Annotated in this window: 10 protein-coding genes and 7 pseudogenes; 5 read left to right on the forward strand and 12 right to left on the reverse strand. The window is 56.9% G+C overall.

Annotated features, from left to right (window positions below):
- Window positions 1-172 precede the first annotated feature (172 nt).
- Together BA011_RS35435 and BA011_RS45690 are read right to left on the reverse strand one after the other, a co-directional pair.
- Window positions 173-457, reverse strand: coding sequence for a hypothetical protein (locus BA011_RS35435; protein WP_027690647.1), 285 nt, complete (start codon window positions 455-457; stop codon window positions 173-175).
- A 384-nt stretch (window positions 458-841) separates the two neighbouring features.
- Window positions 842-2188: a hypothetical protein gene (locus tag BA011_RS45690; RefSeq protein WP_237352853.1), complete on the reverse strand. Its 1347-nt coding sequence runs from the start codon at window positions 2186-2188 to the stop codon at window positions 842-844.
- A 255-nt stretch (window positions 2189-2443) separates the two neighbouring features.
- Between BA011_RS45690 and BA011_RS35445 the strand changes: the two are divergent.
- Window positions 2444-3390: pseudogene (locus BA011_RS35445) on the forward strand (IS5 family transposase).
- A 153-nt stretch (window positions 3391-3543) separates the two neighbouring features.
- On the opposite strand, the pseudogene BA011_RS43325 reads toward BA011_RS35445, so the two are convergent.
- From BA011_RS43325 to tnpA, 6 genes and pseudogenes are all read right to left on the reverse strand, one after another.
- Window positions 3544-4041 (reverse strand): annotated as a pseudogene (locus BA011_RS43325) (glycosyl hydrolase 2 galactose-binding domain-containing protein); the annotation flags it as partial.
- 16 nt (window positions 4042-4057) lie between these two features.
- Window positions 4058-5050: a DUF1839 family protein gene (locus BA011_RS35460; RefSeq protein WP_186806633.1), complete on the reverse strand. Its 993-nt coding sequence runs from the start codon at window positions 5048-5050 to the stop codon at window positions 4058-4060.
- A pseudogene (locus BA011_RS44635) lies at window positions 5041-5487 on the reverse strand (hypothetical protein); the annotation flags it as partial. The gene BA011_RS35460 and the pseudogene BA011_RS44635, both read right to left, overlap by 10 nt.
- Window positions 5482-6213: pseudogene (locus BA011_RS44640) on the reverse strand (IS66 family transposase); the annotation flags it as partial. The pseudogenes BA011_RS44635 and BA011_RS44640, both read right to left, overlap by 6 nt.
- Before the next feature lie 48 nt (window positions 6214-6261).
- Window positions 6262-6620 (reverse strand): annotated as a pseudogene (tnpB, locus tag BA011_RS35470) (IS66 family insertion sequence element accessory protein TnpB).
- Window positions 6617-7087, reverse strand: coding sequence for an IS66-like element accessory protein TnpA (tnpA, locus tag BA011_RS35475; protein ID WP_065284280.1), 471 nt, complete (start codon window positions 7085-7087; stop codon window positions 6617-6619). The pseudogene tnpB and the gene tnpA overlap by 4 nt, the downstream one beginning before the upstream one ends.
- Window positions 7088-7169: 82 nt before the next feature.
- Between tnpA and BA011_RS43335 the strand changes: the two are divergent.
- The 4 genes and pseudogenes from BA011_RS43335 to BA011_RS35490 form a co-directional block, all read left to right on the forward strand.
- Window positions 7170-7334: pseudogene (locus BA011_RS43335) on the forward strand (IS5/IS1182 family transposase); the annotation flags it as partial.
- Window positions 7335-7686: 352 nt separating this feature from the next.
- Window positions 7687-8172 carry a hypothetical protein gene (locus BA011_RS35480; RefSeq protein WP_064245499.1) on the forward strand — a complete coding sequence of 162 codons (486 nt, stop codon included), beginning with the start codon at window positions 7687-7689 and terminating at the stop codon, window positions 8170-8172.
- A 129-nt stretch (window positions 8173-8301) separates the two neighbouring features.
- The gene (locus BA011_RS43340; protein WP_151343744.1) at window positions 8302-8970 is read left to right on the forward strand and encodes a hypothetical protein; all 669 of its coding nucleotides are present in this window, start codon (window positions 8302-8304) and stop codon (window positions 8968-8970) included.
- 109 nt (window positions 8971-9079) lie between these two features.
- Window positions 9080-9379 (forward strand): hypothetical protein, encoded by a 300-nt coding sequence (locus BA011_RS35490; RefSeq protein ID WP_065284282.1) that lies wholly within the window; start codon window positions 9080-9082, stop codon window positions 9377-9379.
- Between the two features lie 123 nt (window positions 9380-9502).
- On the opposite strand, the pseudogene BA011_RS35495 reads toward BA011_RS35490, so the two are convergent.
- The 4 genes and pseudogenes from BA011_RS35495 to BA011_RS35510 all read right to left on the reverse strand — a co-directional run.
- Window positions 9503-10063, reverse strand: a pseudogene (locus BA011_RS35495) (IS6-like element ISRle7 family transposase); the annotation flags it as partial.
- Window positions 10038-11051, reverse strand: coding sequence for a hypothetical protein (locus tag BA011_RS35500; RefSeq protein WP_065284283.1), 1014 nt, complete (start codon window positions 11049-11051; stop codon window positions 10038-10040). The pseudogene BA011_RS35495 and the gene BA011_RS35500, both read right to left, overlap by 26 nt.
- A gap of 226 nt (window positions 11052-11277) precedes the next feature.
- Window positions 11278-11910: a hypothetical protein gene (locus BA011_RS35505; protein ID WP_065284284.1), complete on the reverse strand. Its 633-nt coding sequence runs from the start codon at window positions 11908-11910 to the stop codon at window positions 11278-11280.
- 34 nt (window positions 11911-11944) lie between these two features.
- Entirely contained in the window at window positions 11945-12229 is a 285-nt protein-coding gene (locus tag BA011_RS35510) for a LexA family protein (RefSeq protein WP_420493416.1), read from the reverse strand.
- Window positions 12230-12247: the final 18 nt, after the last annotated feature.

Genomic DNA, 12247 nt, shown 5'->3' on the forward strand with positions numbered 1-12247 from the left:
CCGCCCGGCTGCCATCGCATCGGCAGGATGAAATTCGAGGTGAAGAACTGGCCGGAATATGAGGCGGAGTTACGGTGACGTGGCAGCTTGCCCCTGTGGCTGACACCCGAGGCGCTTGCCATGTGGCTTGCTCCATGTCAAGAGAAGTGAAGATTTGACCACGCATATTGCCTCACCGGGAGATGTTACCGAACGTAGCAAGCGTCAGGAAGCCCGCATCACTTGCCGCCTCGGCGGCAGGTGATGCGGGCAAGCTCTTGATCCAACCACCATCCAAGTTGACCAAGCCAGCCATTTCCATGCGCCAAGCCTTCGCCAGCCGTTGCACCATTCTGATATTCTTTGCTTTGAAGCGAGCCGGATCGATCTCAGTCAAGCGCTGCAGCACACCGGCTGCCGAGAGAGCTGGCTCGTCCTTCAGCCATTCCTTGATCTGCGCCTCGAAAGGTTCATACATGCTGGGTCTTTTGGGCACGCAAAGCCTCTGCATATTTCGCGATGGCGGAGCTCGACCGCCCCTACAAGCGATACATGACAACTCCTCCCGACAAGGGCCGCGCCCACAAAGATTGTGCGGTACGACCGATGATATCGAAGCGCACAACCCGGGCCTTCGATACCCGCGCCAGCATGCTGAATTCAGAAAAGTCTGGCGCGGCACATTTCGCCGCTCGCGCGCGAGAGCATATCTCGCCCCCCGCGAAACGAGCGCTGCTGCCGCTGCCGAGAAGATGCCGAACCGGGCGCCGATGGCAGATACAGACGTCGTACGCAGATCTTGATCGCCGGGCAGCTTTCGGGTCGGTTCACTTTCTCGGGCAGCGTCGGGGCAGGGCCGGTTTTAGTCGCCGATTGCGAAGCGGGCAATTGACCAGATGAAATCCGTCTGCATGGCTATGGCGGCCTGGTCGAGCTTACCCGGATTGGTCCAGAACCAATTCGGATCAGGCGCGCCATTGGGGCTGCAGGAACCGGATGGATTGGGACAGAGCGCCGGGATCGGCGGATCGACAAATCCTGCCGGCGTTGTCTTTATTCCCTTTGCGTTGACAGCGGCACGCGCATGGCAGGTGATGCAGGACGATGTGTCGGCAAATCCAGCTTCCGTTACCGAATTGCCGAGATGCGTCGGTACGCCGGTCGCCGAGACGAAGTCGGTCTGGCTGCCCTTCAGGCAGTAATGTTCCCACACGGGTGAAAGGCCCGCAGAGCTCAGCATGGCTTTCAGTGCGTCATTCTTTGCACAGTCGCTGTAGGGCCGGTCAAGGACCTCATTCGCGTTCACGTCGGCGACAACCGCACCATAGGCATCATGGCATCCGGTATAATCGCAACGGCCTGGATTGTTCTGGTGCTCGAAGGTTGCCCAGGTCCAGTTGGGCAGCACCTTACTGATGATATGCATGGCGGCCAGCGCGTATTTCTTTCCGTCAGCTGCCTCGCTGACATAATAATCGGCGCTATCGACCTCATCGGCGGGTACCCAATTTGCCTTGACTTCCACGGCGCCGACAGGAAATGAGATCGGCCGGCCGGCATTATAGAAGGATCGCAGACCGGCCTTGGTAAAGAGCTGGTTGCAGACGATGTAATCGAAAGTCGTCTGGTTGCGGCGAACTTCTTCGCTCCCGTCGGGCGACACCTGCCGGACGATGCCCGTCGGAGCCAGTTGATGGAGGGCTGGAATACTTAGTATTTTTGGCGTGGCCACGGCGGTGGCGATTTCCGCCGCTCCAACGACCGCGCCCGATGGGTCACAGGGTGAGTCACCCTTGGCGCCCGGAAACACCGGGTGCGGGGTAAATGTATCTTCGTTCGAAGCCCATGTTTCGAATAAAACCTTGCCGGGCGCGACCGGGGCAGCAACATGAGCTAGGAAACGCCAAGACGCCTCGTCGGGCCTGTTGATTGCCAAGTTGGCATCGACCGAATGGGCGAAGCAGTTGAGGGGCGTGGACGCCAACGCATAAACAGTGCTCGTCGCAAGTAATCGGGAGATCAAGTGCGTGCTCGACCACATTTTGCTAAGCTCCTCCAAAAAGAGATCGGCCCCCCTTGCAAGTGCACAGCTCGCGCGTATGCCAAAGGTCTTCCAGGTTTTCTCCCCATGTTGAGTGGTATGCCTTGCCGGACCTCCACTTGTTACCCTTGAGTCGCTGAGTGAAGAGCGCTTTCTTAGAGCAGCCATTGATACTTCCTTCACGTGTTTGAACCGACCGAAATGATGCCGCGACATTCCCCGCTTGGAACATCTCGGTCTCCAAAAGCAGCTTTCGCATCTGATATCTTTGCTCATCCGAGGAGGCGGGCCGAAGAGTTGACATTGTCGGCTGCGTAATGTGGCATACATCATGACGGTCTTTTTCCGCTTTGTTAGACATTATCCGTCATAGTGAGTTTTCCCGGGCGAGTCAAACCCATGTGGAACATTCTTCAGGTGACGATGCCGCACAAGTTCAATGCCGATCGGCGGGACAAGATTGCCAAGCAGAAATATCAAGTGACGAATTGGCCGGCATATAATGAAAGCCTGCGTCAACGTGGTGATTTGACCATCTGGGTGAAGGATGAGGCACTGTCTTTATGGACGGCGCGGAGGCGGACGTCGCGGGGTGGTCAGCCGAAATACTCGGATCTGGCGATTACGTTGTGCTTGACCCTGCGCGTCGTCTACGGGCTGGCGCTACGCCAGACCCAGGGCTTGATGCGCAGTGTCGCGGCGCTGATGGGGTTCGATATTGCCGTGCCTGACGTCTCCACCCTGTCTCGCCGGAGCAAAGGGCTGGCGTTGCCGTCGACAAAGTCCCGAGCCACAACATCAGGTCCGGTCCATCTGGTTGTCGACAGCACCGGCTTGAAGGTCTTCGGCGAGGGCGAGTGGCTGGAAAACAAGCACAAAACCAAGGCCAAACGCAAAAGATGGCGCAAACTGCACCTTGGTCTCAATCTTGTCAGTGGTGAGATTGTTTGTCCGATCTGACGTGGATGATGTCGGCGATCCGACAGCGTTACCAGGACTTCTGGACCAGATCGGTGGCCCCGTCGAGAAGTTCATTGCCGACGGTGCCTATGATGGAACGCCAACCCGAGATCTTCTGGCGACACGCTTTGGTGAGATCGTGGAGGTCATTATCCCACCTCCCAAGACTGCCGTTGCCAGCCCTCAATCGGTGCTGGTTCCATCTGTCCGCGATCGCCATATTGCAGAAATCCACCGGCTACAACAAGCGCAGTCGCGCTGAGACCCAGATGGGTCGATGGAAGGCTGTGATCGGGCCCAAACTCAAGGCCCGACATTTTGACAATCAGAAGACTGAAGCGAAGATTGGCGTCCGTGTTCTTAACCGGATGACAGAACTTGGCCGGCCCAAGTTCGAGCGCGTTGCATGAAAAATGCAGTGAATAGCGTTGCCTCGTCCAAAGTCTGATCCATGCAACAGTGCTGCCGCTACCCATCAAATTCGGTGGCAACGAACCGCTGTGGACCGTCCCTGCGCTGGACCGGTTCCAGGCTTTCGAAATGAATGACGCGTTTAAACGTTGCAGCGTCGTGCGGAAATTCTTCAAGCCCGCCGGCGTGATCATCTGCGGCCGCCAGCGCGCACGCGGGCCCGGCTCCGACAGGCGGGGGCCGAGCGCCCGGAAGCACAAAGCCAGTTCGTCGCCGCCCGAAAGCGTCACCGGAATCTCGTGTGCCGTGAACATGCTCTCGGAAAACAGGATTTCCTGACCGTTCAGGAAGACATGGCAGAGCGTCGCCAGTCCTTCGAAACGCAGGATCGCGTCGCCGGGCTCGGCATCGAAAAGCCGGCAGAGATACCAGGCATCCCGCGTGTTCAGCGGCTCGGGATTTTCACGGTCGAAGAGCCCGGCTTTTTCAAGCGCTGCGGCGACGGTGCCGGGAACGGGTGCGGGAATGAGCTGTGCCGAGAGCGGGATGTCGTGCGGCACGGCGCAGGCGCCCGGCGCCGTCAGGATCAGGTTCCAGCCTTCGGAAAGTAAACTTTCCTCGGCACCGATGCTCGCCAAACGCCCCCGCATGGTCAGATCTCCGGCCTCAGATTCGCCCCGCAAGCGATGCCATCATGGAATCCCATGCATCGGCGGCCGGATCAAGTGCTGCCTGCAACGGCTCGAACTTCCTGCGGGTGACGGCGCGGGCAAGCTGGAACTGCACCGATTTCGCCACCTCCGAAATGCGCCTGGCATGCTCGGCAGCAGCCGCGAATTCATCCGGGGAGAGCCAGGTGAGATGATCGGCCGCCAGCTCGAAATTGGCGCCCACCTGGCGAAGCGTGTTGAAGGCGTATTTGTGGAAGAAGCCGAACGGCCGTTCCGCCACCGCTTCGACCTGTTGCGGAAAGACGCTTGCAAAGGCGTGGATCGGGTTTTCGCGGGGACACCGGGCAAAATGAAAGCCGGCCAGCCGCCGCGCGGTCGAACGCAGATGCGCTACATCAGTCGGTTTTTCCGGGAATCGGGCAAATTCCGTGTAGGGCAGGAACGGCGGGTCGTTTTCCGTCAGTTGCAGCTGGAACAAACCGTCGAAATCTTCGCCTTCGAGACGGAAATAACCGGCATTGTGGAAATAATCGACGCGCTTGGCCGCAACGTCCAGCCGGTTGATTGCGACCGTCGTCTTGCCGTGCTCCTGCCGGTAGGCGGTGCCACGGGTATCCGGCATGTAGAAGGAATCCATTTCGATCAGGCAGAGACGGCCCCGCGCGATCTGAACCTCAACATGGCGTTCGACACGGTCGTAGATGGCAAGCTCGGTCGCACGAATGCCGTAGAGCGCTTCGAGATCCTCGAGCGGCACCTTGAAGAAGGTAAACTGGTCGCCCTCGAAATCCTGCGTCAGGGTAAAACCCAGCATCGCCTCTGGCGCAACGCCTGATGTCGCCAGAACCTCGATCCAGAGATCGACATAGCAATTGGTTTCCGGCCAGGCGCGCTCGCCGGAATGCAGCGCATGCGCCCGGTAGGTTTCCGGGTCGATTCCCGAAAATACCCCCGAAAATAGCGATGTCATCGATTTGCTCAGCCCCACAACGCTTTCCGTACGCTGGCCGGCCATTGCTTCACATCGAGCCCGTGATGATGGAAGAGGGCAAGGGCGATGCGCTCCAGTCCGAAGCCGACGCAGGCGGTGTGCGCGACACTGCCGTCTTCGAGATTGAGACCCCACTTCGTGCCGAAGGCATCCTGATGGTAGTTGAAGCTCATGCAGGCGGTCGGATTGGCAGCCGAGGTGATCGGGATCAGAAGCTCGAACTTCAGGTTCTGGTCGCGCTGATTATTGGCGAGCATCTTGCCGGCGCGGCCGAAGAACGGATCATTGGCAACGTCGATCGTCACCTCGAGGCCGACAGCCTTCATCATCTCGACGCCGCGATCCATCCAGCGCTGACGGAAATCGGTGACGTGCAGCTCGGTGCCCATGCAGACATATTCACGCATGCGGAACAACTGCTGGCGGGCCGGCGTCTCATCACAGAACACCCTCGGCTGCGAGCGGATGAAGGCGGTGAGCGCATCGTAGAGAAGCTCAAGCCACCAGGCGACCCGCGTGACCCAGGCGCCCAGCGTGCCGCGATCGATGATCACGCCGCAAGAGGCAAGCATCTGGGCTTGACGATGAAGCGGCAGATGCCAGGCAAACTTCGAAACCGCGATATGAGCTGCAAAGGCCGTGGTCACCATACCGCCATCCATCACGCGTGCTGGTGCGGGCGCTTGTACAATGGCATTCTCGCATGCCCGGCAGGCATAGCGTGGCCGGATCGTCCGCTTCACCCGGACAACCGCAGGCACGATGTCGAGCGCCTCGCTGACGTCCGTGCCAATACAATGGAGTTCGAACGAACAGCAGGGGCAAATCTTGCTCTCCGGCTCGATGAGCTCGTCATAACGCGGAAGGTGCTTGGGCAAATGGCCGATATTGCGAGCTGGCGATCGCCGTGCCTGGGTTTTGTCTTCACCGACCCGCGCGACATCGTCATTGGCAGCAACAGGAATGTCGCTCAGATCGCCAAGGTCAAGGATCGCCTGCGTCGGATCGATTGTCGTCATCTTCTCCGATTTCGCCCCGAAGAGCTGCCCCTCAAGGAAGGCTACGCGCGCCTTGAGGTCGGCATTCTCCTCGTTGAGCGAGAGAATGATCCGGGTCAGTTGCGCAGCGTCCTGGGGTAAGGGATCGTGTCGAAGCGGCATGACAGATCCTACCACGAAGGCCGGATTCCTCAAGCAAAACCAATAGGATCAACCCGCTTTCAAGGGGCGTTTCACCGGGTTCTGCTTCACCCTTGTCCAGTCAATACCGGCCAGCAAAAGTGTGAGAACTCTTCCCGTGTCATCTGCATGGCGCCATCGCGGATCGGTGGCCAAACGAACTTGCCCGCCTCCAGCCACTTCGTCGCCAGGATCATGCCTGATCCGTCCCAATAAATGCAGCGAAGTCGATCGAGACGCTTGGCGCGGAACACGAACACGTCGCCACAATAGGGATCAGCCGCAAGCGCTGACGCCACCAATGCCACCAGGCCATTCATGCCGCGCCGGAAGTCGACAGGTCGCGTCGCAACCATGATCTTCACTCCACCAGGGGAAAGACCGATCACCGGCGACCCCGCAACGCCGTTACTACCGCTTGCGCCAGCTCGGGCGCTACCGAGCCGCTCATGGTCAGCCGTGCGCCAGCAACCTCGATCTCAATCCGACCTGCGGCGAAGTGGGCGGCATCCGACGGCAAGGTCTCGGGCGACGTTCGCTCGCCAACCACGGTCACCGGCACGAATATCGCCTGTTGCGCGCAGGCCTTGGCCGAGCGACGAGAGGTCAGCCCGGCATCCCGACGCCAAACATTCAGCAAGCCGCGATTGACGCCCCAGCGCCGAGCAACAGCCGAGATGTTCACATCAGGTTCCGCGCTTTCCGCAAGGATGCGCGCCTTCTCCTCGTCAGTCCAATTCCGCCGCTGGCGCCGACCGGTGATCACCTCGATCCGACGATATTTTCCCTCATGCCTGGCTTCATGCATGCCTCCATCCATGACTTCAAGCATGGCATCAGCGCGATCTCCAACCATCCCATTCCGCTCCTATCGGTGAAGGAGCTTATCTCGCGGCCTCGATCACAAAAGGAAAGGTGGGCTGTTCGTAGCGCTCACGATCGAAACCGCCATCGGGCGATACAAGGGGCTGATCGGGCGACGTGTGCGGGCTCGTTCGTTCGCCACCCAGCAGACAGAGGTCGCCATCGGTTGCATCGTTTTCAACCGCATGCTGGCATGTGGACGCCCGGAGTCTGTCCGGCGTCAAGTCAGGCAGGCATAACCGACAACATCAAAGGCCGAAATGCGTTCGATTTCATATCCGCGCACCAACGCCATCTCCGCTTAATTTCTTCCTGCGTAAGGCGCAGTTCCAGATGGCCCGATTAACCGAAATTCTCGACATCCAATTAACAACATCGTCGTCACCTTTGTCCGCTTCGCGACACACATTCTTCTTCGCCCAATCCCATATTTTCCGCCCACCTCGTTGAAATAGCAGCGAATAATTTTTCGTCAGCAAAATCGGCCGGCTTGGCACGAATCTTGCGAGCTATTGCGAGGCAGCGGAACGGCCGCCGCATCCAACTTGCGGGATAACCGCATTGCTTCGAACACATGAAGGAACGCCAAGCATGCCCAACCTAAAGGTAGGTGACACCTCAATGGACTCCGCTGAACAATCCCTGATCGATCGCATCTGGACGGCGATAGAGGCGAAGGATTGGGAGACGGCACGTTCGTTATTAGAAGATGGCATCAGTGTTATGCCGGACAGCTTCTACCTACTCCAGTTATATGCAGACATGTTGATTGACGAATTGCAAGACATGGAGGCCGGCTGCCTGATTCTACGCAAATTTGTCCGCCTTGCAATTGAGAAGGTCTCAAAAGACTGGCTTCTTGGAGCGATGTATCAACTCTTTGACTCATCGCATGACTACTCACGATTTCCATTTGGTGAACGCTTATCGATGGGCAAGGCGCTCTCCGAGCACATCCTGACACTGTGCCAGTGGGAAAAGCCCACTCAAAGGCGGAATACTATCAGGCCATGGCCCACTTCTTCCATGAGATCGGCAACAACGACGTGGCAGTGGAGTTGTTCGAAATGGCTGTGACTTTGCTAAAGGGGCTGCAAGACGAAGTGAAGCAGCTAGCGCGATTGCTGAAGACACTGCCCGCCTGGGTTAATTCGGACGGGACTAATAATCACGGGTTTAAGAGCAACAGCAATTTCGGAGGATGTAATGAACGGCAGACTTAGAAAATCACGCATCTTAACATTTGACCAAATCACGAATATAGGAAGAATAGATGCGGTACCGCAACATACTTCTGTATCTAGCGCCGATCAATTCTCTAAGGACGGAGTATCAATTAACTCATACGGTCAGGGGAAACTCATAGGCGTGGTGTATACAGTGCCTGCACATGGGCAAATTGATGTCGACTTCAATATTAAACTTCAGTGTGTTACTCCATCAGACGTTATTACATTGAACAACATGATAAAAGGAATGCTTGACGCTTCGCATTCTCATAAATTTGAGGAAACAGAATCGACGAACGTTAGCGGAGGCTTAGGATTCTTCGCTTTTTGGTCGGGCGGCGTGTCAGCAAGTTATAGTGATGTCAAACACACGTTGGACGGTTGGGGCCTGAGTGCGGAGGACCAGCGGAAAATCGTTAACGGCATGATGGAGATCGCTCAGAAGGAGTCAACGTTCAACTACAAGGGCACTATATATAACCGCGACTTCGATTATGACGTGACCGGTAGTCTCTTTGCAATCGTTATGGATGCAACAATCCAACAGGGGCAATATCACAAGCAACTGCGATTTTTGGCTCCCAAAGTACACCTCAATACAAATGACGGCGACAGCCTGCCGGTAGTTGGCACGCTATACTCCTGATGTATCGCGCTCGCCGAACGTGGCTTGGCTCCTGTATTGCGGACAGACGATTCACAAAACATGGCAGCACCAAAGCCATTAAACGTCGTCAGAAAGGAGTTATACGGGCATGGATTACTACCCAGCGCAGATAATATCTAATGGCGTAAATAAAAGCGTAAAGATCTATCGTCTTCATGGGATCGATAAGGCGCAAGCAATACAGCGGCTGAAGGACGGCAAGGACGTATATACGACCAAATCAAAGGCTAATACTCTGGCGAAGGAGCTCAGCCAAGGCCAGGGCAGTTGGAAGGACGACGCCCATGTGACCGGTGGCTATCGGCACTACCATGACGTAAAGCACCACTACCGCAGCCACATTTTTTTTGGCGAACCAAAAGCCCAAACCCACGAGGATTCCTCCTGAAGGGTTAAAATGGGCCTGTCGCAAATTTTTCCGCTTAACCCTATGTTGACCATCCGCAGAGAATTTGCGGGCCTGTCGCAAACATTTTCGGAGCGCGCGATTATCCCTTGAGCATCTTCAGTTTCATGCTTTGTTAACTTTCTGCAGTCCGAAGAGGCGCGCAAGCAGATCGTTCTGATCGTTGATGGTCCAGCTGCCCGAGAGGCCGAAGCCTTTCCTCAGCCACAGCATCGCCTCGAAACCCGCGATGGTTCGCCGCGCCGTGTTGAAAGATTGGAAGCCACCGATTTTTGGCATGTTCTTCTTTACCCGGAAATGGTCACTTTCGATGCCTTGCTGGAGGTGCTTGGTGACATAGTGGACGGGGTCCGGATGTAGAAGCCCATCATCAACCGACGTTTTGATCGTTGACGGGAAGGTGTTGGCCCCGTCCGTCCCGATCTTATTCGGCGACAACAAGGGCTCGTCTTTGAGCATCTTGCGGAAGAACCGTTTGGCGGCGTCGAGATCGCGCTTCGCCGTCAACAGGAAGTCCATCGGATTGCCGTGTTTGTCGATGGCCCGATATAGGTATCGCCATTTGCCGCGGATCTTGACATAGGTCTCATCGACGCGAACAGAGCCGCAATGTGGCCGGCGGAACTGACGCAGCCGCTTCTCAATCATCGGCGCGTAGGCCAATACCCGCGCCCTTTTCGAGATCATAGCTACCCCAAGGATCTTCAATGAAGAAGAGCCGCGGACCGGTGTTCCGCAAGACCCGCGCGGCCGACGGGTCGTTGTTAGGCCCAAGCGTGACAAGATCCATTCCGCCTCCGAGCTTCAAAGCTCGGTCGCACAGCGCCATCGCTGCTACGGTCTTCCCCGTGCCAGACGGCCCGCGAATGACAATCGCATTTCTCTCTCTGAAGAGCGCCTGCATTCGATCGAAATTCGACGGCGGCACGAACGCTTCGAGATCTGGTGCGCTTGCAAGTCGGCCACCAAATGCTCGGATCGTCGAGACGAGGTCGTCCTTTGCCCAAACGCCGGGAGTGTCACCCGCCATCCTTAGCTTCGCCTCTTCTCGAAGTTTCTTTCGGCATCGATTTCGAAGACGGCTCGGGACATTCAAGAGATCGCACAGAATGTCATTGATCTCATGGCCGATGAGCTTTTCGGTCAACCCAGCCCACACGCCAATGCGTCCTTCAGAACCGGCTGGGAGCGCTTTCTTCACCTCGCGTGGCAGTTGATCAGTTGGCGGCTCGATGAAACTTTCCACGGCCAAATTTCTTGCCGTCCCCTTCAGCGCGGCATTAGTGATCAGCATGTAGCGCGTATCTGGATCGATGAGATGTTCGCTGGCGGGACGGCGGCGTTTGCCGTGTTTCAGTAGCCTCGCAAGGTCGGCGGCGGACCAGGGCTCTCCATTCTTGCATTTCACCTGGATAACAAGCTTGCCACCATTCGCAACGGTGCTTGCTTGAACGCGGCCAACACCGACCTCTGCGAGGTCAACTTCTAGATCTTCGTCGTCTGCTGGCTCAAGCACGATGCGAGAAGCGGACTTTTCGATCAGCAGCATTTGCAGAGCCGCGAACACGGAGACGTCAATCTGGTACTCGAATCCAGCAAGCGCGGCCTTGGCGCCGCTGTTGTCTGCCCGCGGAGAAAACGTCGATTTGGTCATTGGTCAAGCTTGGGGGTAATAATCAGATGCACAGTTCGGTCACGCCTCCGAAGGAACCAGCCGCCATATCTGCAGCGTCATGATTGATTTCAGGTTCAATCAGTCGAGTTTCAAGCACTTGATGGTCGACCGCTACAGACGAGGATAGACGCCGATACCCGTTGTAAATCAATTGGCATCACCTCTCCTGCGGCGATCGGTCAATCGATTGCGCAAAGCTCGATGATCAGAAAATCGTGCCATGCACCTTCCACATATCGTCGACGATCGAGATGCCGGCGACCATATCGCCTGAATCCGGAAATTGAACAAATTCGCCCTCGCCCGACTGACCGACATTCTCAAGGTAATACACAGAGGAATTTCCCGGCATCTGCTTGCCAAGCCGTTTGAGATAGGCGAAATGTTCCGACGAATGAATATCCTGTCGCGTGACAAACGCCAGAATTCGTCCTGCCAGCTGGGATATGTCAGGCGCTCGCCCAAGCAGCACGCGCCCCTTATCCGGGGCCACTGGAAAAGCGCTATCCCCCGCAACGATGGCCGCCGCGGTCACCTGCGAAAGGATAGCTGACGTCGACGCCGGAATTGCCTCGTCCTGGGACCTCGCCGGCATGGTCTCGTCAAATAAAACACCGATGATCTTGTTCAGCGTCGCGCTGCTACGAGGCACGAAGTGCGTCTGTGGCACTCGAGCGTTGGTGGATGGCATGCTTTCCAGTGCGATTCTCGATGGATCGGCCTTATCCATCCCGATGCGGCGCGCATAAGTCCTGCCTGGGGTCTGAACAACAGCGAAGTCACCGTTGCAAACCTCGGAGGTCAGCGAGACGATCAGCGTTTGTCCTGGAAAGGCCACTAGTACCACGCCACAGAGATTATGACGGTTTGTCTTATCGTAGAATTGGCAGGGCTTCTGGTGGGATGAGAAGTTGGATGCTGCGTGCGGCGCCTGGCACGCGAGATATAAAACCCGCCTTCTCGAGGGTCAGCACCATCTGGTGAACAGACGGAGCCGTAACGCCGAAGTGGCGACGCATGTCGGCTTCGGCCGGAGGCTGTTTGAAGATGCGGCTGTAGGCGTAGATGAAGGCCAGGTACTGGCCTTGGATCTGCGTAAGGCCCCGTCTTGCCGTTGCGGCTTGCGGGTCAAGTGAGGGACTCATTTTGGGATTCATCTGCGTCTCCACGCTGAA

It is taken from the genome of Rhizobium leguminosarum, from assembly GCF_001679785.1.
In the GTDB taxonomy this organism is placed as follows: Bacteria; Pseudomonadota; Alphaproteobacteria; order Rhizobiales; family Rhizobiaceae; genus Rhizobium; species Rhizobium leguminosarum_R.